The sequence below is a fragment of the Pseudomonas fluorescens genome (assembly GCF_000802965.1).
Lineage (GTDB): Bacteria > Pseudomonadota > Gammaproteobacteria > Pseudomonadales > Pseudomonadaceae > Aquipseudomonas > Aquipseudomonas fluorescens_A.
In genome coordinates this window covers 1-24,009 of sequence record NZ_JSAK01000027.1, presented here as the reverse complement: position 1 = coordinate 24,009, position 24,009 = coordinate 1, and the positions used below count along the sequence as shown (strand labels likewise).

General features: G+C 62.0%; 14 protein-coding genes. 5 read left to right on the top strand and 9 right to left on the bottom strand.

Features of this window, described 5'->3' with window-relative positions:
- Window positions 1–321: 321 nt before the first annotated feature.
- Window positions 322–1,413 carry a DUF1615 domain-containing protein gene (locus tag NL64_RS20665; RefSeq protein ID WP_034149921.1) on the bottom strand — a complete coding sequence of 364 codons (1,092 nt, stop codon included), beginning with the start codon at window positions 1,411–1,413 and terminating at the stop codon, window positions 322–324.
- A 393-nt stretch (window positions 1,414–1,806) separates the two neighbouring features.
- Here NL64_RS20665 and NL64_RS20660 point away from each other — a divergent pair, with 393 nt between their 5' ends.
- On the top strand, window positions 1,807–4,020 hold the full coding sequence (locus NL64_RS20660) for a TonB-dependent receptor (protein ID WP_034149920.1): 2,214 nt from the start codon (window positions 1,807–1,809) through the stop codon (window positions 4,018–4,020).
- 142 nt (window positions 4,021–4,162) lie between these two features.
- Window positions 4,163–5,692, top strand: coding sequence for an FAD-dependent oxidoreductase (locus tag NL64_RS20655; protein ID WP_034149919.1), 1,530 nt, complete (start codon window positions 4,163–4,165; stop codon window positions 5,690–5,692).
- Window positions 5,693–5,819: 127 nt separating this feature from the next.
- Here the strand turns inward: NL64_RS20655 and hemB are convergent, their stop codons facing one another.
- Together hemB and NL64_RS20645 are read right to left on the bottom strand one after the other, a co-directional pair.
- Window positions 5,820–6,794 (bottom strand): porphobilinogen synthase, encoded by a 975-nt coding sequence (gene hemB / locus NL64_RS20650; RefSeq protein ID WP_034149918.1) that lies wholly within the window; start codon window positions 6,792–6,794, stop codon window positions 5,820–5,822.
- Window positions 6,795–7,041: 247 nt separating this feature from the next.
- On the bottom strand, window positions 7,042–7,752 hold the full coding sequence (locus tag NL64_RS20645; RefSeq protein WP_034149917.1) for a glutathione binding-like protein: 711 nt from the start codon (window positions 7,750–7,752) through the stop codon (window positions 7,042–7,044).
- 370 nt (window positions 7,753–8,122) lie between these two features.
- Between NL64_RS20645 and NL64_RS20640 the strand changes: the two genes are divergently transcribed.
- The gene (locus NL64_RS20640; RefSeq protein ID WP_034149916.1) at window positions 8,123–8,797 is read left to right on the top strand and encodes a hypothetical protein; all 675 of its coding nucleotides are present in this window, start codon (window positions 8,123–8,125) and stop codon (window positions 8,795–8,797) included.
- Between the two features lie 115 nt (window positions 8,798–8,912).
- Here NL64_RS20640 and mnmH read toward each other — a convergent pair whose 3' ends face one another.
- From mnmH to NL64_RS20625, 3 genes are all read right to left on the bottom strand, one after another.
- The gene (gene mnmH / locus NL64_RS20635; RefSeq protein ID WP_034149915.1) at window positions 8,913–10,010 is read right to left on the bottom strand and encodes a tRNA 2-selenouridine(34) synthase MnmH; all 1,098 of its coding nucleotides are present in this window, start codon (window positions 10,008–10,010) and stop codon (window positions 8,913–8,915) included.
- Window positions 10,010–11,044 carry a selenide, water dikinase SelD gene (gene selD / locus NL64_RS20630; RefSeq protein ID WP_034149914.1) on the bottom strand — a complete coding sequence of 345 codons (1,035 nt, stop codon included), beginning with the start codon at window positions 11,042–11,044 and terminating at the stop codon, window positions 10,010–10,012. The genes mnmH and selD overlap by 1 nt, the downstream gene beginning before the upstream one ends.
- Before the next feature lie 137 nt (window positions 11,045–11,181).
- Complete coding sequence (locus NL64_RS20625) at window positions 11,182–21,705, bottom strand: autotransporter-associated beta strand repeat-containing protein (RefSeq protein WP_034149913.1); 10,524 nt, start codon at window positions 21,703–21,705, stop codon at window positions 11,182–11,184.
- Between the two features lie 386 nt (window positions 21,706–22,091).
- On the opposite strand from NL64_RS20625, the gene NL64_RS20620 reads away from it, so the two are divergent.
- Both NL64_RS20620 and NL64_RS20615 read left to right on the top strand, forming a co-directional pair.
- Window positions 22,092–22,319, top strand: coding sequence for a DUF6555 family protein (locus NL64_RS20620; RefSeq protein ID WP_008152143.1), 228 nt, complete (start codon window positions 22,092–22,094; stop codon window positions 22,317–22,319).
- A 33-nt stretch (window positions 22,320–22,352) separates the two neighbouring features.
- Window positions 22,353–22,631: a hypothetical protein gene (locus NL64_RS20615; RefSeq protein ID WP_034149912.1), complete on the top strand. Its 279-nt coding sequence runs from the start codon at window positions 22,353–22,355 to the stop codon at window positions 22,629–22,631.
- Between the two features lie 22 nt (window positions 22,632–22,653).
- Here NL64_RS20615 and NL64_RS20610 read toward each other — a convergent pair whose 3' ends face one another.
- The 3 genes from NL64_RS20610 to NL64_RS20600 all read right to left on the bottom strand — a co-directional run bounded on the left by NL64_RS20610 (window position 22,654) and on the right by NL64_RS20600 (window position 23,910).
- The gene (locus tag NL64_RS20610; protein ID WP_034149911.1) at window positions 22,654–22,821 is read right to left on the bottom strand and encodes a metallothionein; all 168 of its coding nucleotides are present in this window, start codon (window positions 22,819–22,821) and stop codon (window positions 22,654–22,656) included.
- A gap of 139 nt (window positions 22,822–22,960) precedes the next feature.
- A complete protein-coding gene (locus tag NL64_RS20605; RefSeq protein WP_034150123.1) occupies window positions 22,961–23,413 on the bottom strand; it encodes a DMT family transporter in 453 nt (150 codons plus the stop codon).
- A 2-nt stretch (window positions 23,414–23,415) separates the two neighbouring features.
- Window positions 23,416–23,910 carry a DMT family transporter gene (locus tag NL64_RS20600; RefSeq protein ID WP_034149910.1) on the bottom strand — a complete coding sequence of 165 codons (495 nt, stop codon included), beginning with the start codon at window positions 23,908–23,910 and terminating at the stop codon, window positions 23,416–23,418.
- Window positions 23,911–24,009 lie beyond the last annotated feature (99 nt).

Below are 24,009 nucleotides of genomic sequence, written 5' to 3'. Positions count from 1 at the left end.
CACCGTGGCCGCCGATGGTTCTGATCGTCTGCATGGCAACACCGTGGCCGCTGATGGTTCCGACCGCCTGCATGGCAACACCGTCGCCGCCGATGGCTCTGATCGCCTGAACAGCAACCGTATCGCTTGAATGAATGGTTTTACCGCGGTACTCGACAAAAAACCCGGCCTCATCAGCCGGGTTTTTTTATGCCTGCGTGAACTCGAACATCATGTGGTGCCGTACGGACGCCAGGATCGCAGCCTTCGGCAGCTCCGACATTGGAATGCGCATACCCTGTAGGAGCTGCCGAAGGCTGCGATCTTTTGATCTTCTGATCCTCAACCTGCCCGCTTCATACAACGCTGATAACGCTCATCAACCCGTTTGGCAAACCACGCCGTGGTGAGCTTGCGGGTGATTTTCGGGCTTTGCAGCACGATCCCCGGCAATACCGCACGCGGCAATGCCCTGCCTTCGGCCTGTTCGGCCAGGGCGAAAACCCGCTGATAGAGCTCGCTATCCTCGAAGGCCAGGCTGTTGCCCTCCTCCAGTTGATTCCTGATCGTCGTATTGCGCAGGTCCAGTTGCTTGCCGAGGGTACGCACCGCCCGTTCCGTGGTGCCCGGCATGATCGAACCATGGTCGACCAGGTCGCCGTCCAGCGCCAGCGGGATGCCCGAGGCCCGGCTCACAGCGTTTTGAAACGCCGCATTGCGACTGGCGTACCAACCGGCGTTGAAATCGGCGAAGCGGTACAGCGGTTGCTCGTAGCTCACCGGGTAACCGAGTAAATGCGCGATGCCAAAGTACATGCCGCCACGCCGGGTAAACACTTCACGGCGGATAGAGCCGTTCACCGGATACGGATAACCCTTCGCTTGCTGCTCGGCAAAGTCGATGCTGACCTGCATCGGGCCGCCGGTGTGCACCGGGTTGAAGCCTGCAAACAGGGTCTTGCCCATCGGCACCATGCCGATGAAGTCATCAAAAATCGCGCTCAGTTCTTTTTCGCTACGCGCCGCGTTCAGACGCTCGCTGTAGGTTTTGCCATTGGGCGAACGCACTTGCAGCGCGCCACTGACCAACAGGCCGGGAATGTGCGCCTTGGACGCGCGACGATCGATTTCCTCGCGAGCGATCTTGCCCAGCCCCGGTACGGGCGGGTCTACCTGAAACGTCGATTCCTGCTCGGTAACGGCCAGCACCGCGCACAGATTTTGCGTGCTCGGCGTGATGTTCTGCGCGGCAAAGGCAGCATAGATATCCGTGGCCCAACCCTGGCGGTCGACCGTCTTCGCCGGGAGCAATCGCACGATTTCCGCCTTGACCTCGGCGGGTTTGCGCGCCGGCGGTTCCTGGGTCCGTTGGCTGCCGCAACCGGCCAGCACCAGCAACGCGGCGATGCTCATGATCAATCGATGGGCTTGCATGTTGCTCCTGGTAGTCCGTTGAGCCGGGTTAACCATACGATCGATGGCATGGTGCAGGCTATGACTACGGCGTAGAGCCGCTGTTCCTCGAGCACACCAGACCGCCCGCCAAGTGACTACCTGTGGCGAGGGAGCTTGCTCCCGCTGGAGTGCGCAGCACTCCCATTTTTTCAGGGATATAAGGGGCCGCTTCGCAGCCCAGCGGGAGCAAGCTCCCTCGCCACAGAGGCAATCTCACCCCTTTTAAGCTTTACCTACACACCGTAATGACAAACCGATTGCGCAACGTGACTGAGAACTCCTATCATTCGCCCCTGGAGTCGTATTTGCGCAAGGAGTTCCCGCGCCGGCAAAATCTTTTTCTCAGAGGCGGCGCGCCGCCCGGAACGAACCATGACCACTCCAGCCCGAACCCGCGTTCCTTTTCGCCCGACGCTAATCGCCCTGCTTTGCTCGCTGTCCGTCACCGCCCACGCGGCAACGCCCGCCACACCGGCACAAAACGACGGTAAAGCGCTGGTGCTGGACAACGTCAACGTCAACGCCGAAGCCCCTTCCCAGTCCGATCTGCCACCGGTATATGCCGGCGGCCAAGTCGCGCGTGGCGGGCAATTGGGCGTGCTGGGCAACCAGGACATCATGGACGTGCCGTTTAGCATGACCGCCTACACCGAAGAGTTGATCCGCGACCAGCAAGCCGAAACCGTCGGTGACGTGCTGCTCAACGATTCGTCGGTGCGCCAGGCCTCCGGTTTTTCCAACCAGGCCCAGACCTTCATGATCCGTGGCCTGCCGCTCAACGGTGACGATATTTCCTTCAATGGTCTGTACGGCATCCTGCCGCGGCAGATCATTTCCACCGACGCCCTGGAGCGCGTGGAAGTCTTCAAGGGTCCGAATGCCTTTATCAACGGCGTGACCCCGAGTGGCTCCGGCATCGGCGGCGGCGTCAACCTGCAACCCAAGCGCGCCGGTGACGAGCCGCTGCGCCGCTTCAGCACCGACATCAGCGATGACGGGCGCATCGGTGAACACCTCGACGTCGGTCAGCGTTTCGGCGAGGACAATCGTTTCGGCGCACGCGTCAACCTGTCGCAGCGCGAGGGCGACACCGCCATCGACGATGAAAACCAGCGCTCCAAGCTGTTCGCCATCGGCCTGGATTACCGGGGCGACGCCCTGCGCATTTCCGGCGATTTCATCTATTCCAAAGAACGCATCAACGGTGGCCGCAGCTCGGTGAACCTGGGCACTACCACGCACATCCCGGATGCGCCGTCGGCCGACACCAACTACGCGCAGAAGTGGGGCTTCACCCAGATCGAAGACACCTTCGGCATGCTGCGCGCCGAGTACGACCTGAACGAAAGCTGGACCGCCTACGCCGCCGCGGGCCACAAGCACACCCGTGAAGTCGGTAATTACAACAGCACTACCCTGGTGGGCAACGACGGTAGTTCCACCACCACCGGCTCGTTCATTCCCCACGACGAGGACAACTCCAGCGCCATGGCCGGCCTCAATGGCAAATTCGTCACCGGCCCGGTCAGCCATCAGCTCAACTTCGGCCTGGCCGGCATCTGGACCCAACAGCGCAACGCCTTCGATTTCGACCTGACCCGCTACCCGAACAACATCTACCACCCGGTCGAGGTGCCGGCGCCACAGGGCGGTTTCTCCGGCGGCGACCTGCACGATCCGGGCATCACCGGCAAAACCTTCGTGCGCAGCGGCGCGGTGTCCGACACCCTGGGCTTCTTCGATGATCGCCTGTTGGTGACCGTCGGGGCGCGTCGTCAGCAACTGGTAGTCCAGGGCTATGCCTACGGCACCGGAACCCGGACGTCCAACTACGACGAGTCGATCACCACGCCGGTGTACGGCATCGTGTTCAAACCGTGGGAACACGTGTCGTTCTACGCCAACCGCATCGAAGGCCTGGCTGAAGGCCCGACGGCACCGACCACGGCCGGCTCCCGCGTGGTGGTCAACGGCAACGAAGTGTTTGCCCCGGCTCGCTCCAAACAGATCGAAGCCGGTGTGAAAGTCGACATGGGCACCTATGGCGCCACGCTCGGTGTGTATCGCATCGAGCAACCGGCCGATGGCTACACCCAGGTCCTCGATGCCAACACCGCGGTTTTCGTGAACGATGGTGAACAGGTCAACAAAGGCGTGGAGCTCAACGTCTTTGGCGAGCCGATCGATGGCCTGCGCCTGCTCAGCGGCGTGACGGTCATGGACACCGAACTGAAGAAAACACAGGGCGGCCTCAATGACGGTAATCAGGCCATCGGCGTGCCGACCTTCCAGTTCAACGCCAACGTGGATTGGGACGTGCCGGGCCTGCAAGGCGTAGCACTGAACGGGCGGATGCTGCGCACCGGCGGCCAGTACGCCGACGCGGCGAACAACCTCAGCCTGCCGACCTGGAACCGCTTCGACGCCGGCGCTCGTTACGCCTTCAAGGTCCAGGAAAAGGACGTGACCTTGCGTTTCGGCGTCGAAAACGTGGCCAACAAGAAATACTGGGAATCGGCCCAGGGCGGCTACCTGACCCAGGGCGAGCCTCGCGTGGCGAAGCTGTCAGGCACCATCGACTTCTAATCGTAAAACGCCTCTCCCTGTAGGAGCTGCCGAACGCGGCCCGAGCCTGCGGCAGCTCCTACATTTCTTCCGTTGAGCAGTCAGCCTGGCCGCCCGGCGCGCGTGGACCATACTTGACCCACACCGCAAGGAGGAACGGCACATGCATCGCAGCGATGTATTGATCGTCGGCGCCGGCCCGACCGGGCTGGTCCTGGCACTGTGGCTGAGCAAACTGGGAGTCCGCGTACGGATTATCGACAAGACCTCAGCCCCCGGCACCACGTCGCGGGCATTGGCCGTGCAGGCGCGGACGCTGGAGTTGTATCGCCAGCTCGGCCTCAGTGAGGCGGTCGTGCAAAAGGGCCATCGCGTGGCGGCCGCCAATTTCTGGGTCAAGGGTGAGCCTGTGGCGCGCTTGCCCCTGAGCCGCGTTGGCGAGGGACTGACGCCCTACGCCTTCCTCGAAATGTTTCCCCAGGACGAACACGAACGCCTGCTGATCGAACGCCTCGAGACCTTCGGCATCACCGTAGAACGCAACACCGAGTTGCTGGGCTTCGAAGAAACCGGCGACGGCATTACCGCGACGTTGCGCCTGCCTGACGGCCAGCATGAAATCTGCCAAGCCTGTTATCTGGCCGGGTGCGACGGTGCGCGGTCAATCGTGCGTAAATCCCTGGACACCGGATTTCCCGGCGGCACCTATCAGCAGATTTTCTATGTCGCCGATGTGCAGGCCAGCGGTCCGACGTTCAATGGCGAACTGCACGTGGATCTCGATGAAGCGGATTTCCTCGCCGTATTCCCGTTGGCCGCGACGGGGCGCGCACGCTTGATCGGCACCGTCCGTGATGAACGCGCCGAGCATGCCGAAACCCTGCAATTTGCAGACGTCAGCAGCCGCGCAATTGAAAATCTGAAGGTGCAGATCGAGCAGGTGAACTGGTTCTCGACCTATCGCGTGCATCATCGGGTGGCCGACCACTTTCGCACCGGGCGCGCGTTTCTATTGGGCGACGCGGCCCATGTCCACAGCCCCGCCGGGGGCCAGGGCATGAACACCGGGATTGGCGATGCGATCAACCTCGCCTGGAAACTTGCGGCCGTCTTGAGCGGCGCCGCCGAGGCTAAATTACTCAACACCTATGAAACCGAACGCATCGCGTTTGCCCGCAAACTGGTGGCCACCACCGACCGGGTGTTCAGTTTCGCCACCGCTGAAGGCCGCATGGCCGACCTGTTGCGCACGCGTCTGGCGCCCTTCGTGATTCCGAAAATGGCCTCCTTCGAGGCATCCCGCGAATTCCTGTTCCGCACGGTGTCGCAAATCACCCTGAACTATCGCGGCATGCCATTGAGCACAGGCGTGGCCGGGCACGTCCACGGCGGCGATCGCCTGCCTTGGGCCCATGATGGTGAAGGGGATAATTTTGAATCGTTAAAATGCCTGACCTGGCAGGTGCATGTGTATGGCGACACCAGCGACGAGATGATTGCCTGGTGCATCGAGCATCATTTGCCGTTGCATGTGTTCGATTGGCGACCGGCGTTTGAAGCGGCGGGACTTGGGCGTAACGGCTTCTATTTGTTGCGACCGGATACCTATGTGGCGATTGCCGAGACGTGCTCGGACCCGAAGGTGATCGAGCGTTATTTCCGCACCCACGGGATTCGGCCGTTTTTTGCTTGAGTCCGAAAACAACACCTCCCCCTGTAGGAGCTGGCTTGCCAGCGATGACGGTGGTTGCTTCAACACAAATGTTGGATGTACCAGCCTCATCGCTGGCAAGCCAGCTCCTACAGGGTTAAGGACGGATTTAGATCCCGGCCAAGGCCAGGTCCATCGCGAAATACGTGAAGATCAAATCCGCCCCCGCCCGTTTGATCGCCCCCAGGCTTTCGCGCACTACGCGGTCTTCATCAATCGCCCCGGCCTGCGCGGCAAACTTGATCATCGCGTACTCGCCGCTGACCTGATACGCCGACAGCGGCAGGCGCGAAACTTCGCGAATGTCGCGGATGATGTCCAGGTACGCGCCGGCCGGTTTGACCATCAGCGCATCGGCGCCTTCCTGCTCGTCCAGCAACGATTCGCGCACGGCTTCGCGGCGGTTCATCGGGTTCATCTGATAGCTTTTGCGGTCGCCCTTGAGCGCGCTGCCACCGGCTTCGCGGAACGGACCGTACAGCGCCGAGGCGAATTTGGTCGAATAGGCCATGATTGCCGTCTGGGTAAAACCGGCCTCATCCAGCGCCCGGCGAATCGCCTGGACCTGCCCGTCCATGGCCGCGGACGGGGCAATCACATCGGCACCGGCGCGGGCCGCCGCCACCGCTTGTTTGCCGAGGTTGATCAGGGTCTGGTCGTTGTCGACTTCGTGGTTATGCAGCACGCCGCAATGGCCATGGTCGGTGTACTCGCAGAAGCAGGTGTCGGACATGACGATCATTTCCGGCACGGCATCCTTGGCGATGCGCGACATGCGCGACACCAGGCCATTGTCGTTCCAGGTGTCGCTGCCGTTGCCGTCCAGGTGATGGGACACGCCGAAGGTCATCACCGACTTGATTCCGGCCCGGGCATAGCGCTCGATCTCGCCGGCCAGTTTCGACTCCGGTATACGCATCACGCCCGGCATGCTTTTGATCGGCACGAAATCGTCGATTTCTTCTTCGACAAAAATCGGCAGCACCAGGTCGTTCAAGCTGAACTCGGTTTCCTGGAACAGACTGCGCAGGCTCGCATTGCGGCGCAGACGGCGTGGACGTGCTTCGGGGAACTGGCTGGACATGGGAATTCCTGAAAATCGGGGGACGAGACGAAAGTCGTAGAGGGGGCGAAGCTTATGCCCTGCGAGGCGCAGGGCACAAACGTCGAACGCTCAAGACAGCGTTACTGGAACGGCAACAATCACCGGAGCCAACACAGATCCCTTGTAGGAGCTGGCTTGCCAGCGATGGCGGTGGTTGCTTCAACACAAATGCTGGATGTGCCGGCCTCATCGCTGGCAAGCCAGCTCCTACAGGGATTGCGGTGGATTAGTTGGAGACGGGTTTCGGGATTTCCAGCCCGCGTTTCACCGCCGGGCGCGCGAGGAATTTCTCCAGCACCCGCGTGACGTTGGGGAAGTTCTGGATGCCCACCAGATCGCCCGCTTCATAGCGGCTGATCAGATTGCGAATCCACGGAAAGGTCGCGATGTCGGCAATGGTGTAGCGCTCGCCCATGATCCAGTCACGTCCTTCGAGGCGCTTGTCGAGGACACCGAGCAGACGTTTGCTTTCTTCGACATAGCGGTCACGGGGGCGCTTGTCTTCGTAATCCTTGCCGGCAAATATATTGAAGAAACCGAGCTGGCCAAACATCGGCCCAATGCCACCCATCTGGAACATCAGCCACTGAATGGTTTCATAACGCGCCGCCGATTCCTGGGCCAACAGTTGCCCTGTCTTGTCGGCGAGGTAGATCAGAATCGCCCCGGACTCGAACAGCGGCAAAGGCTGACCATCAGGGCCGTGGGGATCGAGGATGGCCGGGATCTTGTTGTTGGGGTTCAACGACAGGAACTCCGGGGACATCTGATCGTTGCTCTCGAAACCGACGCGATGAGGCTCGTACGGCAGGCCGATCTCTTCGAGCATGATCGAGACCTTGACGCCGTTGGGCGTCGGCAAGGAGTACAGCTGAATCCACTCCGGATACTGGGCCGGCCATTTTTCGGTGATGGGGAACGCGGACAAATCGGTCATGGGAAAGGATCCACGGAAAAATAAAGAGCGACGATCATAATCGAGATAGCCAGCGCTGGAAGCGTTTGACCCATCAATATGGCTGATGGTCGGAATTAAAGGAGATCACAGGGGGGTGCGCGCCAACAGGTGTACGGTGTCCACAATTCCGCAACATGTTGTCGATAACCTTTGCTCCAAGCCGTGCAAGGTTACCGGTACATTGCTGCGCTCTCGGCCGGTATCGAACCAAATGGGCAACAGAGGACTCTGAGCACTGCCCCTTTGAAAACGGATCGGCTCAACGACATGGAAAACACCCGACGCAGGAAAATCGCGGTGTAAAGGTTTGTCAGCCTTAACCAAAATGCGCTCAAGAACCTTTTATTCCATGAAGAAATTTCTGACACTAGCCAATCGCTTCAAACATCGCGCTTATATATTCCTGCCCGCTGTGCTGGCGGCCAGCGCATTGTTTTTGATGCTGGAGTCCCGCGAAAGTCGCGCTCAACCGGTGGACGGAACTCAAACGCTGGTGTTTCTGCGCCACGCGGAAAAACCTGAAGGCGGCCTCGGTCAACTCAATTGCCAGGGCCTGAACCGCGCCATCGACCTGGCTACCCTGCTGCCGGAAAAATTCGGCAACGCCAACTATGTGTTTGCCGCCAACCCGACGCGTAATGTCGAGGAAGGCGAACTGGACAACTCCTACAGTTACATTCGCCCGTTAATGACCATCAGCCCGAGCGCGATCAAACTCGGCTTGCCGGTCAACATCAACTTCTCGGCCAACGACACCAGCGACCTGGCCGATGAACTGTTGCACGACAAGTATCACAACTCGGTCATCTATACCGCCTGGTCCCACGGCTACCTGCCGGAGCTGATCAACAAAGTCGCCGGAGAAGCGGTCGGCAAGAAACAGAAGATCACCGAAGATTGGGAATCCAGCGATTACGACTCGTTGTTCGTACTGACCCTGACCTGGCACAACGGCAAGGCCAGCCTGGTCAGTCATAGCTACAAACAAGGGCTGGATAACGGGCAGGAAACTTGCCCGACCTGATTGATGCGGCGACTGTGTTGGCCCCATCGCGAGCAGGCTCACTCCCACATTTGGAATGCATTCCACTGTGGGAGTGAGCCTGCTCGCGATGGGGCCGGCGAAAACACCCTCACCTCTACTGATTCACCCTATCGCGCAAATACTCGATAACCGCCCCGCGCTCCCCGGCAAACTCAATCCGCGCCCCTTTTTTCTCCCGCTGAAAGACATACATCGGGTCGTAATACTCCGTCAGCAACCCTTCGATCCAGCCCCGGTGCAAATCCACCGCGCCGCTACGCCCCTGCTCCGCCAAGGCGTCTTCCATCAACACCAGCATCCGTCGATGACGCTCGCCACCCAGCCGTTTCTGCACATTGTCCAGACTCGCCAGCAAGCGCTCGGAAAACAGCACAAAACCTTCATCGCCATGCACCGCGATGAACTCGGCGCACAAGTCCACCACGTAATCGCGCAGGATCCGTTCGACGCGCCCTTGCAGGCTGTCTTCAAGCCAGACCATCGGAAATTGCTGCATGCCCTGATACAGCGGTAATGGCAGCGCGCAACTGCCGATCGCGCGGCTCTCGTCCTCCAGGACGAACTGTTCGATACCGCGAGCGCGCTTCTTCAGCAGGTCCACCGCCAGACGGTTTTCAAAGTCGATATTGGACGGTTGGCCGGTGGCGCGTTTGCCGAAACTGGAGCCGCGATGATTGGCGTGACCTTCCAGGTCCAGCCCGTTGCTCAACTGCGTGAGCACTTCGGTTTTACCGGTGCCGGTCATGCCGCCCAGCAAGACGAAATCACATTGGTCGACGGCTTGATCGACGGTTTCCAGTAGAAAGGTACGCATGGCCTTGTAGCCGCCAGCGACCCGCGGATAGTCGATGCCCGCTTCCGTCTTGAGCCATTGCTGGACAATCTGCGAGCGCAAACCACCGCGAAAACAATAGAGAAACCCATCAGGGTGCGCCCGGGCGAAATCCGCCCAGGCCTGGATGCGCTGGGTCTTGATTTCGCCGGAGACCAATTGATGGCCCAATTCGATGGCCGCTTGCTGACCAAGCTGCTTGTAGCAAGTGCCGACCCGCTGCCGCTCCTGATCGTTCATCAGCGGCAGGTTGGTCACACCGGGGAACGAGCCCTTGGAAAACTCGATCGGCGCACGGGCATCCATCATCGTCCGGTCGTTGAGGAAGATGTCGCGGTAATCGGAACAGTCGACAGACATCAAGACACCTCGACCGCGTTGCCCTGTCGCTCGACCAGTTCACCAATCGGCGCCAGACTCAGCCCCAGTTCGGCGGCCACCGTCAGAAACGCGTCATTGCCTTCGGGCGTCACGGCAATCAACAGGCCGCCGCTGGTCTGCGGATCGCACAGCACGCGCTTGTGCAGTTCCTGCAAGCGCCCGAGCTTGCTGGCGTAGCTGTCGAAGTTACGCAAGGTTCCGCCGGGAATGCAGCCCTGTTCGAGGTAATACTCGACACCCGGCAGACGCGGTACACGCTCGTACTCAATTCGTGCGGTGAGATGGCTGCCATCGGCCATTTCCACCAGATGCCCGAGCAAACCGAAACCGGTAACGTCGGTCATCGCCGTCACGCCGTCGAGTTTGCCGAAGCGGCTGCCGGGTTTGTTCAGGGTGCACATCCAGTCGCGGGCCAGGCCGATATCGGCGTTGCGCAACTTGCCCTTCTTTTCGGCGGTGGTGAGGATGCCGATGCCCAAGGGCTTGGTCAGGTACAGCAGGCAACCAGCGGTGGCGGTGTCGTTGCGCTTCATGTGGCGCTTTTCCACCAGGCCGGTGACGGCGAGGCCGAAGATGGGCTCCGGTGCATCGATGGAATGCCCGCCCGCCAGAGGAATGCCGGCCTCGTCACACACCGAACGGCCGCCGCGAATCACTTCCCGGGCAACTTCCGGTGCCAGAACATTTACAGGCCAGCCGAGTATCGCGATCGCCATCAACGGATCACCGCCCATGGCGTAGATATCACTGATGGCGTTGGTGGCGGCAATGCGGCCGAAATCGAACGGATCGTCGACGATCGGCATGAAAAAGTCGGTGGTCGAGACGACTCCGCGCTCTGCGTCGATGGCATACACCGCCGCGTCATCGCGCGAGGCATTGCCGACCCACAGTTTCGGGTCCAGGTTCTGCGCACCGCTGCCGGCCAGAATCACTTCCAGTACCTGGGGGGAAATCTTGCAACCGCAACCAGCACCGTGGCTGTACTGGGTCAGGCGGATCGGCTCGCTCATGGGGGCACCTCGTAGAAACGTGCGACCGATTCTAGCAGAGCGTGGTTCGGGAAATGTGCCCGTCAAGCGCCGGACAAGGCGCATTTTTCAAGGAAAAAAAACCGCCCTTTCGGGCGGCTAAAGACCTTCGGAGTAATTCAGAAGCCGAGGCTGAAGCTGATCGTCATCGCATGGTCTTCATTCTTGCTCGACACCTGCCCCGAGTACCCAATCCCCAGTTTTCCGGTCGGGCTGATCTGGAAGTCCACCCCGGCCTCCAGCAGTGCGCTGTCCTCGGCAATCGGCACGCCTTGAGTGCTGAACGACGCACCGCCATTGATGAAGGTCAGGTCGGCATCGGGTTCGGTATCACCAAAGGCATGCCGCCAGCCGATGGCCGCACGCGGGGTGAATTGTCCGCCGTTGGCCAGGGTGATGCGCTTGCCGGCGCGTACGCCGAGGGTGGAGAACGTGATGTCTTGATCGGCATCGGCCTCCAGGCGCCCCTCTCCGCCTTTTTCCTTGGCCTGGTCAGTGTCGTAGTTGACGTAGGCCAAACCGGCGAACGGTTCCAGGGCAATGCCGGCGGCTTCGACGGTGTAGCCGACTTCACCGAACACCTGGGCGCTGCGGGCGTCGTAATGAGCCTCCAGACGATCGTTATAGGCACCGACACTGACGTCGCGTTTGCTCTCGATGTCGTGCCAGCTGTACGCCGCGCCGAGGCGCACGGCGACCGCCTCGAATTGTGAATTCAAATAGGCCGCCAGGTGATAGCTTTCGACGGTGGCATCCGAACGGCGATCATGGGCATCGATGTCGCTGCGGGTGTAACCGGCGGCCATCCCTGTGCGCCATTGCTCGTCGAGTTGCTTGTCCGTGCCGAGCATGAAGCCGCTGAGGTTGCGATCGAGACTGGCACTGCTGCTGTCGCCGTCCGATTCACCCCAGGCGCCGAGCGCACGCGCCCAGCCGACCATTTCGCCATGGCAACCGCTGCTGCTCAGTTGGTTGTCGTTGGGCGCCAGGGCCCGGCGCGGATCATCCGGCCCGCTGCACGACGGTTGGCGCATACGGTCGTTGACCGCGTCGCGGATGTAGCGGGAATCCTCAAGGATCGCACTGGCGGTGCTGGCATGGATTTCCCCGGACAGGCTGTCGAAGGCCGCGCGAGCCTGCGCCGCGGAAAGACCAAGGATCTGACGGCGCAATGGCGCGCCGGCCGAACCGTTGTCAGTCAATGCCGACGCGGTGCCGGCCTGATTACCGGTGGCAGCGACGTCGACGAATGAAGTGCCGTTGCGGTTCACCGCCAGTGCCACTTGATTGGTTCCATAGAGCAGCGCGGTATCGTAGAACGCATACGCGGGCAGGTTGGTGGTGCTGAACGTGCCGCTGATGCCTCCGCCCGCCGTGATCAGCGAATAAACAGCGCTGCCGGTAATTGGCGCCAGGCTATTCACTTGCAGCCCGCCACCCAGATTGGCGGTGCCCCCCACTACCAGCGGCGTGGCGTCCGGCGAATTGACAGTCAGCACCAGCAGGCCATCAGCGGCGTTGGTCAGGTTACCGGCCACGCTCAAGTTCCCCGCCTCGGCCCCGGAGATCACCACACCGTGGTTGACCAGCGAACCGACGCTGCCGTTACCACTGAGCCCGGCGCCATTGGCCACGGTCACCTGTCCGCCTAGGGAAGCCTGGGCCGCGCGATTACCGACCTGCAGCAAGCCTTGGTCCACCGACACTGCGCCGCTGAACGGCTGGTTGCCCGTCAGCAACAATGTCCCGGCACCGCGTTTGGCCAGCGTCCCGGTGCCGCTGAGCACACCGTTGAATTTGCCATCGGTATTTTGCTGGAACACCAGCAAGGCGTTGTCGAGGATGTTGCCTTGCAGGCTGGTGGTGTTGCCGATCAGCGTACCGCCGCTGACCGTGGTACCACCGGTGTAGGTGTTGGCGCCGCTGAGAATCAGAGTGCCGGAGTCGAGTTTTTCGATGCCGCCGCTGCCCACCAGCGGCACGGCAATTTCTGTGCTCACACCAGCGTTGACCCGCACCGCCGCCAGGCTGCCGTCGGTGCCGTTGACCGGCGTCAGGCTGCCACCCTCGCCAGGCACCAGATTGTAACCATTGACCAGAGATTGCAGGCCGGTGAAGCCCTGGTTACCCACCACTGTCACGGTGCCGCCCTGCCCGCCGAACACCGCGAACTGGCCGTTCGACGCCAGCGCCTGAGTACCGGTCGGGTCAGTCCAGACGGTACCCGGCCCCCATACACCGCTGCCACCGCCGATGGTGCCGTCTGGGTTGGTCTTGCCGCCGTTCCAGAACTGCACTTCACCCGCACTGCCCTCCACCAACAGATTGATCTGATTGGCCAGCGCGGTTTGCAGAGTCAGATTCGCCGCCGACACCGGCAGGCTGCCATAGACCAGGCCATTGTCGGTCAGGCTGCCACCGTAGCGGAACAGTTGATAGACCCCGGTGCCGAAGCCGCCGGCATTGCTGATGTTCAGCGTACCGTCAAGGATCAGGTTGCCGCTGACGTCGACTACCGTGGTCGCACTGGCGGCCGAGCCGAGGCTGAAATCCAGAGCTGTGCCCGAGGACAACGCCAGCGAACCAACCTTCAGCGGCGATGCATCACCGCCACCGAGCAGGGTCGCGCCGTCGGCCAATTGCACCGCACCGCCCAACTGACCGCTGCCGCCCAGGCTGGCACCGCTGGCAATGGAGACATTGGCGCTGTTCAGGCTGCCGTTGACCCGCAGCACGCCAGCCTGCACATCGGTGTTGCCGGTAAAGCCGTTGGTGCCGGTCAACAACAAATCGCCGCTGCCGGTTTTGCTCAAGGTCCCGGCGCCGGTCAGGTTGCCGGTGTAAGTACCGTCGCTGTTTTGCTCGAAGATCAGCGCCGCGTTATTGACGATCGCCCCTTGCAGGCTGCTGGTGTCGCCGCGAGTGCTGCCGCCGTTGAGCGTGGTGCCGCCGCTATAGCTGTTGGCCCCGCTGAGCAGCAGGTCTGCACTGCCATTTTTGACCAGGCTGCCTGAGCCGGTAATCGCGCCGATGAGGGTGGTGTCCTGATTGCCGGCCAGGGTCAATTGCGCGCCCAGGTCAATGGCATTGGCCAGTTGCAAGGCGGCGGTGCTGTCGAGGGTCGCATTGCCCAGCACATCAAGCGCACCACTGCTGATCGCGCTGTTATTGCCCAGAATCAGCGTACCGCCCTGAAGCCGGGTTCCACCGCTGTAGCTGTTGTTGCCGGTGAGGGTCAGGCTGGCCGGACCACTCTTGATCAGACTGCCCGCACCGCTGATCACGCCATCCAGGCCCAGAGTGTTGGAGCCGGCGACGTTCAGCCCGCCGTTGAGCAGTACGTCGTTGGCAACAATGACGCCGGTGTTGCTGTCCAGCGCCGTGCCATCGGCGACGGTCAGTACGCCGCTGCCCAGGGCCGCGTCGTTGCCCAGCACCAGTGTGCCGCCGTTGAGCGCGGTGCCGCCGGTGTAGCCGTTGGCCGCATTGAGCACCAGAGTGCCGGTGTCGTACTTGCCGAGGGCGGCGGCGCCGTTGAGCGCTACGCCGATGGTCGCCGTCGCGTTCGGATCGACCCGCACCGAAGCATTGCCCAGCGAACCGTTGACCAGGTCCAGCGAGCCGGCAGTGCCGTTTTGCAGGCTGTAGCCATCGGTGACGAATTGCATGCCGGTGATGGTTTGCGCGCCGTTGACGGCGACGGTGCCCGCCGTGCCCTGGAACACTGCGAAGTTGTTGCTCCAGGCTTGATTGGTGGTGCCGTTGACGTCGGTCCAGTTGCTGGTCCCGGTGCCCCAGGTGCCGCTGCCGCCGTCCACCGAACCGTTGGCGACCAGTTGATTGCCGTCCCAGAACTGCACGGTAGCACCCGGTGCAGTGACCAGCAGATTGATCTGGTTGGCCAGCGCGGTTTGCAGTTGCAGATCGCCCGCAGAGACGCTGCCCGGTACGCTGCCGATCAGCAGGCCGTTGTCGGTCAGGCCGCCGGTGTAGTTGATCAGGCGATAAACACCGTTGCCGAAACCGCCGATATCGCTGACGTTGAGGCTACCGTCGAGGGTCAGGTTGCCACCGACATTGACCAGTGCGTTGCCGCCACCGGAAACCGGTGTGCCGAGGCCGACATCGAAGTTGGCGTTGCCGTTGAACACCAGCGAATCCACCGACAAGGTGCTGCCAGTCACCCCCGCCAGATGACCGCCATCGGCCACCGTCACCGCGCCGGTCAAGGTGCCGCTGCCGCCGAGGGTACCGCCGCTGTTGACCAGCACGTTAGCGCTGGCCAGCGAACCGTTGACCTGCAAGGTGCCGGCGTTGACGTTGGTGTCGCCGGTCAGGTCGCTTATCCCGCTGAGGGTCAAGGTGCCGCTGCCAAGTTTGGTCAGTCCACCGTCACCGCTAAGGATGCCCGCGAACGTGCTGCTGACATTGTTGCCGCCCAGGCTCAGCGTATTGCCAGTACCAATCAGCGCGGTGCCGCTGCCGGTGAGGCTGGCGAGACTGCCCGAAGCGCCGAGATTCAGGGCCGCGCCGCCGCCGAGATTGAGCGTGGCGTTGTTGCCCAGCGCCGTGCCGCTCAGGGTAGTCAGACTGCCGGACAGCACATCGAACATGCCGCTGAAAGTGTTGTTGCCGCTCAACGTTACATCGGCCAGGCCATTTTTGGTCAGCGTACCGGCCCCGGCAATCACCCCGCCAAGGGTCAGGTTGTTATTGCCGGCCAGGCTCAGGTTGGCATTGACGTTGACGTTGTTGGCGAGCACCAGCGGCGAGGAGTTGTCGAGGGTCGAAGCACCCGCGACGGTCAGCGCGCCGGAACCCAGCGAGGAGCCAGTGCCAAGGGTCAGCGTGCCGGCGTTCAGTGTGCTGCCGCCGCTGTAAGTGTTGATGCCGTTGAGGGTCAGGTTCGACGCACCGTTCTTGATCAGCCCGCCCGCACCGCTGACGACGCCGGCAAGGGTCAGGTTGTTGTTGCCGCTGTTGCTCAGGTTGGCGTTGAGCACGACGTTGTTGCCCAGGTTAAGCGCACTGTTGCTGTCCAGCGCCGAGGCGCCGGCCACGGTCAGGTTGCCCAGACCCAGTGCCGAATTGCTGCCGGCGGTCAGGGTGCCGGCACTCAGGGAGATGCCGCCGAGGAAGTTGTTATTGCCGCTCAGCGTCAGGTTCGACGCGCCGTTTTTGGTAAGGCTTCCGGCGCCATTGATCGTACCGGCAAGCGTCAGATCTGCCGTGCCGCCAATGCCCAGGTTGCCCGCCAGATTGACCGCGTTGTTCACCGAAACCCCGGTGGCAGCATCCAGCGTAGTGCCGCCCGCCGCGTTCAGCGTGCCGGAGCCCAGCGCCGAGTTCGACGCCAGAACCAGTCCGCCCGCGTTCAGCGCGACCGGCCCGAGGAAGGCGTTGTTGCCGCCGAGGGTCAGGTTGGCCGCGCCGCTTTTGATCAGGCCACCGGTGCCGCCGATCACGCCATTGAGGGTCAGTGCATTGCTGCCGATCACGGTGAGGTTGCCGTTGAGCGTCGCGGCGTTGCCGAGGGTCACCGCTGCGTTGCTGTCCAGTTGCGTACCGGCGTTGGCGGTCAGCGTACCGCTACCCAACGCCGTGTTACTGCCGACGATAATCTTGCCGCCGTCAAGCTGCGTACCGCCGCTGTAAGTGTTGGCGCCGTTGAGCACCAGAGTGCCGGTGTCGAGTTTGTTGAGAATGCCGCTGCCATCGATGTTGACGCCGATGGTGCCGGTCACGCCCGGTTCGACCCGCACCGCCGTGGTCCCGCCAGTGCCGTTGACAGCGGTCAGTTGCCCGGCCGCGCCGTTCACTACGTTGTAGCCGTCGGTGAGGAACTGCATACCGGTGACCAGTTGTGTGCCGTTGACCGTCACCGTACCCGCCGTCCCCTGGAATACCGCGAAGTCGCCGGCCCATGGCTGGTTGACCAGGCCGTTGGCGTCGGTCCAGTTGGTGCCGACCGCATTCCAGGTCCCGCTGCCGCCATCGACAACGCCGTTGGCAATGGTCTGGCTGCCGTCCCAGTAACGGATGTTGACGTTCGGTGCCGACACTTGGATGTTGATCTGATTGGCGACGCCAGTCTGCACGATCAAATCACCGAGGCCATAGCCGACCGGCACGCTGGCGACATCAAGACCCAGGTTGGTCAGGGCGCCGGTGTAGTTGAACAACCGGTACACACCGACACCGAAACCGCCGGCATCGCTGACGTTGAGGTTACCGTTGAGAGTGAGGTTGCCGCCGACGTTCATCAGCGACGTGGTCGACGGTGTCCCCAACGCCACGTCAACGTTGCTGCCCGTCGCGAGGGTGAGTGCACTGGCGGACAATTGATTGCCCGACGACAACGCCAGATGACCGCCGTTGTTGACGTTGACGCTACCGATCGCCGAACCGGTACCGGTCAGGGTGCCGCCGGTATTGACGTTGACCTGCGCGCTGGCCAACGAACCGCTGAGATCCACGATGCCGCCGTTGATCGCAGTGTTGCCGGTAATGCCATTGATCCCGGTGAGGTTCAGGGTGCCGGTGCCGACCTTGACCAGGCCGCCGCTGCCGCTGAGGTCGCCATCGAACGTGCTGGTGACGTTGCCGCTGCCGACGGTCAGTGTGTTGCTGCCAGTGAGTTGCACGCTGCCGCTGCCGGTCAGCGCGCCGAGGCTGGCGTCGCTGCCCAGGTTGAGCCCGGCGCCGGCGCTGATGTTCACGCCGGAGGTGTTGCCCAGCGCATTGGTGTTCAACGTGGTGACGCTGCCGGACACGATGTTCAGCGCGCCGGTAAAGGTGTTGTTGCCGGCCAGGGTCAGGTCCGACAGACCATTTTTGGTCAGGCTGCCTGCACCGTCGATGATGCCGTTGAGACTCAGGTCGTTGTTACCGGCGACGGTCAAACCAGCGTTGAGGGTCAGCGCGTTACCGATGCCGAACGCGGCGCTGTTATCCAGCGTCGCCGCGCCACCGACAATCAACGCGCCGCTGCCCAAGCCGTTGGCGTTGCCGAGGGTCAGCGTACCGGCGTTGAGGTTGGTGCCGCCGCTGAAGGTGTTATTGCCGTTGAGGGTCAGGTTGGCCGCGCCGTTCTTGGTCAACTGGCCGGTGCCGCTGGTAACGCCGCCGAGGGTCAGGTTTTGCGTGCCGCCAACGGTCAGCGCGGCATTGAGGGCGACAGCGTTGTTGAGGCTGACCAGCGGTGAATTGCTGTCCAGCGTTGCGGCGCCCGCAACAGTCAGTGCGCCGGACCCCAGCGCCAAGCTGTTGCCGACGGTCAACGTGCCGGCGTTCAGCGTGGTACCGCCGAGGTAATTGTTGGCGGCGTTGAGAATCAGATTGGCCGCGCCGTCTTTCACCAGGCTGCCGGCGCCGCTGACCAGACCGGTCAGGGTCAGGTTCGCCGTACCACCGACGCCCAACGCACCGGCCAGCGCCACCGCATTGTTCAGGCTGACGGCGGTGTTGGCGTCGAGCGAGGTGCCTGCCGCCGCGTTCAACGTACCGCTGCCTAGCGCGGTGTTGCTGCCGACGGTCAGTTTGCCGGTGTTGAGGGTGGTATTGCCCAGATAGCTGTTGGCACCGTTAAGGGTCAAATCGGCAGCGCCGTTTTTGACCAATCCACCGATACCGGCGACCACACCGCCGAGGGTCAGTGCATTGGTGCCACCCAGGGTCAGCGTGCCGCCGAGGTTGACGTTGTTGGCCAGGGTTGCCGCGGTGTTGGCATCCAGTGTGGTGCCGTTCGCCGCGTTCACGCTGCCCGTACCCAGCGCGGTGTTGGAACCGACGATCAGTGTGCCGGCGTTCAGCGCGGTGGTGCCGGTGTAGGTGTTATTGCCGTTGAGGGTCAGGCTCGACGCGCCGGTCTTGATCAAGCCGTTGCCGCCGCTGATCACGCCGCCAAGGGTCAGTGCGTTGGCGCCACCGGCGGTGAGGTTGGCACCGAGATTGACGTTATTGTTCAGGGTCACGGCCGAACTGCTGTTGAGGGTGCCCGCCCCTTCCACCCACAAGGTGCCGGTCCCCAGCGCCGCGCCGTTGCCGACGGTCAGGCTGCCGGCGTTCAGGGTCGTACTACCGCTGTAGGTGTTGGTCCCGTTGAGCGTGAGATTGGCCGCGCCGTTTTTCACCAGTTGGCTGGTACCGCTGATCACGCCGCCGAGGGTCAGTGCGTTGCTGCCGCCGATCCCCAGGCTGTTGTTGAGAATGATGCTGTTGTTCAGTGTCACCGCGGCATTGCTGTCGAGCGTCGCCACGCCGCCGACCGTGATGTTGCCGCTGCCGAGCGCAGCATTGGCGCCCGCCGTGATGGTGCCGGCGTTCAAGGCGATGCTGCCGAGGAAGGTGTTGGAGCCATTGAGAATCAGGTTGGCCGCACCGTTCTTGGTCAGTCCGCCACTGCCGCTGACAATGCCGCCCAGGGTCAGGTTGGCGCTGCCGCCGACGTTCAGATTGCCGCCGAGGGAGACCGCGTTAGTCAGCGCCACCGCGGTGCTGGCGTCGAGGGTAGCGCCCGCTGCAGTGGTCAATGCGCCCGTGCCGAGCGCGGTGTTGGAGCCAACGATCAGTGTGCCGGCATTGAGCGCGGTGCCGCCGGCGAAGGTGTTGTTGCCGCTGAGGGTCAGGTTCGCGGTGCCATTCTTGATCAGACTGCCGGCGCCACTGACGACGCCGCTCAGCCCCAGCGCCTGCGTGCCGCCAATGGTCACCCCTCCCGCCAGCGCGACGGCGTTGGCCAGGGTCACTGCCGTGGTCGCATCCAGCGTGGTGTTGGCCGCCGCGTTCAACGCGCCTGTGCCGAGCGCGGTGTTGCTGCCGACGAACAGGCTGCCGGCATTGAGCGCCGTGTTGCCAGCATTGGTGTTGTTGCCGGTCAGGGTCAGGCTGGCGGTGCCGCTTTTAGTGATGGCACCCGTGCCGGACAAAATGCCGCCCAGGGTCAAGGCATTGCTGCCGAGCACATTGAGCGAACCGGTCATCGCGATGTTGTTGGCCAGATTGACGTTGGCGGTACTGTCGAGACTGGTGCCCGTGGCGGTGGTTAGCGCCCCGCTGCCCAGCGAATTGTCATTGGTCACCAGCAAGCTGCCAGCGCTGAGGGTGGTGGTTCCGGTGTAACCGGAGTTGGCGCCGCTGAGGGTCAGGCTGCCGCTGCCGGTTTTAGTGAGACCGCTGCTGCCGCTGATCAAGCCGCCGAGGGTCAGTGCTCCCGTGCCGCCAGCCGTCAATGTGCCGCCAAGGCTGATGGCGTTGTTCAGGCTGATCGTGCCGGGTGCGCTCAGGGTTGTCGCGCCGGTCACATTGAGGGCGCCGGTACTGAAGGCCTGGTTGTTGCTGACCTGTACCGTGCCTCCATTGAGCGTGGTGTTGCCCAGATAGGTGTTGGCTGCGCTGAGATTCAACTGACTGGAACCGATCTTGGTCAGGCCACCGCTGCCGGAAATCACCCCGCTCAGTGTGGTGGCGTTGGAGCCTTGCACCGTGACACCGCCAGCGCCGAGCGAAATCAGGTTGCTGATGTTCAAGCCGGCGTTACTCGCCTCCAGAGTCCCGCCGTTCGAAGTGATTACGCTGCTGCCGAAGGTGGCATTGTTATTGAACTTGGCGATACCGCCGTTGAGTGTGGCCGCACCGCTGATCAGTGGCCCCTGCAATAGCCAGGTGCCGCTGTTGAGGGTCAGGTTGTTGAAGTTGACGTAGGTGGCGCTCGACGCCGTGCCGTCCCCTGTGATGCCGCCGCCGACGCCGACCGGGTTTTGCAGGATCAGGTTGTTGGTGCCGCCCGCACCGCCGTCGACCGTACCGGTCGGGGCGAAGGTCAGGTTAATGCCGATCAGGCCGCCGAGACCGACGCTGACCTGCACGCCATCACCGACCTGAACCGAAGAACCGGTTATCGCGGTGAAGGTGTTGGTGCTGCCGGCGCCCATCGACACGCCGCCGGTGATGGCGCCGGCGTTGGTAAAGGTGTTGCCGCCAGCCGAGGTCTCAAACGCCACCCGACCGTTGATGATGCCGGTGCTGCTGTTGGTCATGCTGACCTGCGAGCCGCCGTAGATGCCAATCACCGGCGTATCGGCCAGGGTAATCCCCCCCACCGACAGGCCGGTCGAGCTGATGGTGCCGTTGTTGGTGATGTTGGTGGTGCCGGCCGCTGCGTTGTTCACCCCGATCGCCAGGCCGTCGATGCTGGTCAGGTTAAGGCCAAGCAGCATGCCCGTGCCGCGAATGATCCCGCTGGCGTTGTTGAGCACGTTGACCACGCTGGTCGCGCCAGTGCCGATAAAGGCACCGCCACTCAACACCGAAACCAGGTCAAGAATCGCCGGATCAATAGTGCCGGAGTTGTTCAGTGTGATGTTGACCCCGGTCAGGTCCATGACATGGCCGCCGAGTGTGGCGTTCATTTGCGCACCGGAATTGACGTTGACCGTCAGGCCGCTGGTAGCGCTGGAAAAGTTGTTCAGAAACAGCGGCAAGCTCGGCACGCCGGTGCACGTGACGGTCGACCCGACGGTGGAACAGGTGGCCTGCGCCTGTGGGCTCACCGCGCAAAACAACAGTCCGGCGACGCTCAAGCGCACGACGAAGGAAAGAGGGGAAAAACATGTACCCAGGGTGATACCGAACCTTGCTTCCACGGGAAACTCCTTTCGTGGCCGGACAACTCTTCCGTGAAGGCCGTAGCAATGGCGGTGATTCGTTGATGCCTGGAGGACTGCTACAACCCCATGAACCGTTTCATTCTTGAAACACGGTAGTAGAGGTCCAGGATCGGGCACGCATTAAATGGCGTTAATACTTTTGTGTAGGAGGGACACTGAAGCGGGCAAAAAAGAGCGATGCTTGCGCGGGTATCGAGGTGCGGCAACAAGCGCCACGAGCAGCAAACATTGGGGTTGGGGCAGCGTGGAGGACAATGATCTGACGTTCCCGCCGCCAGGGACCGCAACCGCCTGACAATCCGACTGAATTTTCCGAGTGGCCCGCGATCCGTTTATGTACCACAGGGAGGATTACGGGCTTTATGAACAATGCAAAACTCTTCGTCATTGAATACACCCTTCATGGCGCCCCCAAATCGTTCATTATCCGTCTGGATAAAATGGACAACGCAGAGGCCTGGCATTGGGCGAGCTGCGACGCCGGGGTGGGCCGGATTCCGCGCTTTGGCCGGGAAAAGGTGCAGAAGACCAGCAAGCCGATGGCAGAGAAATTCGGCGTGGAGAACGTCAAATGGCGGCCAGCCAACTAACCTCTGTTGAGGATCAGCATTGGGGGAAGCAGCATGACATCGACACCCATCAGCAGCCCGGCGCATCTGGACTACGGACTGGATACGCTGTTCGGCCGCATCACCAAGAGCGCCGAATGCCGGGTCGGCCTGGAACAGGTCGATAACGACCCCTACCGTTTTGCGTTGCGCATTCCAGCGCCGTTGCCGGAAGACCTGGAGCAGGCGAAAACGGTGGTTCTGCGAGTCGAAGGACGCAAACTCGCGGGCACCGTTCGTCACTCTGAACGGCTGGACGATGACAGTTTGAAACTGGAAGTGGAGCCCGACTAGGCTCCACTTTCATCGTGAACGACTATTTGCCGTGGGCGCACTTGCAGCCTTTATGGACACACTCTTCGCCATGCTCGTGGTGCTTGGCGCAGGCTTCACAGCAATAGTGCTTACCGTGGCGTGCAATCGGATGTTCGCCCAGTTTGCATGAGCATTTGGGGCAGTCGCAGATACTTTCACTGTCGATCATGAGCCTGACTCCATCTGTGTGGTCGTCCGGGTCTTGCAAATGCAACCCGTACCATCATTGTAGGAGCTGCCGCAGGCAGCGATCTTTTGATCTTGCCTTTAAAGATCGCAGCCTTAGGCAGCTCTTACAGGGATCGGCGTTATGCCTGGCGGGTGCTGCTGCGGTACATGAACACCAGCGCCAACGCCAGGCACACCATCGCCACGATCCGGTTGCCGGACAATTCGATCGCCGGATTGCCCAGCCAGCCGAAATTATCGATCAGCATCCCCATGCCCAACTGCCCGACGATCACCGCCACCGTCGCCACCGCCGTCCCCACACGCGGCACCGCGCCCACCATCACCATCATGTAGACGACGCCGAACAAGGCGCCGCTGAGTTGCCATTTCGGCACGTCCAACAAACTCATGACATGAGCCGGTTCGAAAAAAACGATCAGTAACCCAGTCACCACTGCACCCACCACGAATGTCAGCAAACTGCTGCGCAACACTCCGACGGTTTCACCGAGTCGGCCATTGATCGCCGCTTGCACACTCAACACCGCACCGGCTGCTACGACCACCGCCAATAAAATAATCAGATTCATCATCAACCCCGAGCAATCAGAACAAGCGCCGCTACGATCAGCAGCAGGGCCAGCCAACGCTCACCGTTGACCTTTTTGCGGGTGGCGCCAAACCAGCCGAAGTGGTCGATCAGCACACTTTTGCCAACCTGCCCGGACAGGATCGCGATCATGGTCATGGCAATCCCGATGTGCGGCGTGGCCAGCGTCAGCACCACCACGTAGATCGGCCCTAGGAAGCCGCCGATCAACTGCCAGCGCGGCAGTTCACCCAGGGCCGGGCCCTGTTGCGGGCCGCTGAACAACAGCAGCAAAAACAGAATCGCCGAGCCGACACCGAAGATGCTCAAAGTTGCCCATAAGTGCCCGACCTGCACGCCCAGCGGCCCGAGCAGCCCGGCCTCCACGGAAAGGCCCATGCCGGCCAGAATCACCAGCGGCAATAACAGCAGTCGCAGCACCGATCTGGTTGCAGGCGTTGCGGCAACGTCCGCGGGATTGATTGAAGAAGTTTGCATAGAGAGCCCCTGTGAAATCCATCTAAACGCTGACCCTGTGGGAGCTGGCTTGCCAGCGATGGCGCCCGAGAGATCGCTATCGCTGGCAAGCCAGCTTGT

Excerpts from the sequence above, each read along its gene's own strand:
- NL64_RS20665 (WP_034149921.1), bottom strand. The coding sequence starts at position 1,413 with ATGCAAGCCCATCGATTGATCATGAGCATCGCCGCGTTGCTGGTGCTG.
- NL64_RS20660 (WP_034149920.1), top strand. The coding sequence starts at position 1,807 with ATGACCACTCCAGCCCGAACCCGCGTTCCTTTTCGCCCGACGCTAATC.
- NL64_RS20655 (WP_034149919.1), top strand. The coding sequence starts at position 4,163 with ATGCATCGCAGCGATGTATTGATCGTCGGCGCCGGCCCGACCGGGCTG.
- hemB (WP_034149918.1), bottom strand. The coding sequence starts at position 6,794 with ATGTCCAGCCAGTTCCCCGAAGCACGTCCACGCCGTCTGCGCCGCAAT.
- NL64_RS20645 (WP_034149917.1), bottom strand. The coding sequence starts at position 7,752 with ATGACCGATTTGTCCGCGTTCCCCATCACCGAAAAATGGCCGGCCCAG.
- NL64_RS20640 (WP_034149916.1), top strand. The coding sequence starts at position 8,123 with ATGAAGAAATTTCTGACACTAGCCAATCGCTTCAAACATCGCGCTTAT.
- mnmH (WP_034149915.1), bottom strand. The coding sequence starts at position 10,010 with ATGTCTGTCGACTGTTCCGATTACCGCGACATCTTCCTCAACGACCGG.
- selD (WP_034149914.1), bottom strand. The coding sequence starts at position 11,044 with ATGAGCGAGCCGATCCGCCTGACCCAGTACAGCCACGGTGCTGGTTGC.
- NL64_RS20620 (WP_008152143.1), top strand. The coding sequence starts at position 22,092 with ATGAACAATGCAAAACTCTTCGTCATTGAATACACCCTTCATGGCGCC.
- NL64_RS20615 (WP_034149912.1), top strand. The coding sequence starts at position 22,353 with ATGACATCGACACCCATCAGCAGCCCGGCGCATCTGGACTACGGACTG.
- NL64_RS20610 (WP_034149911.1), bottom strand. The coding sequence starts at position 22,821 with ATGATCGACAGTGAAAGTATCTGCGACTGCCCCAAATGCTCATGCAAA.
- NL64_RS20605 (WP_034150123.1), bottom strand. The coding sequence starts at position 23,413 with ATGAATCTGATTATTTTATTGGCGGTGGTCGTAGCAGCCGGTGCGGTG.
- NL64_RS20600 (WP_034149910.1), bottom strand. The coding sequence starts at position 23,910 with ATGCAAACTTCTTCAATCAATCCCGCGGACGTTGCCGCAACGCCTGCA.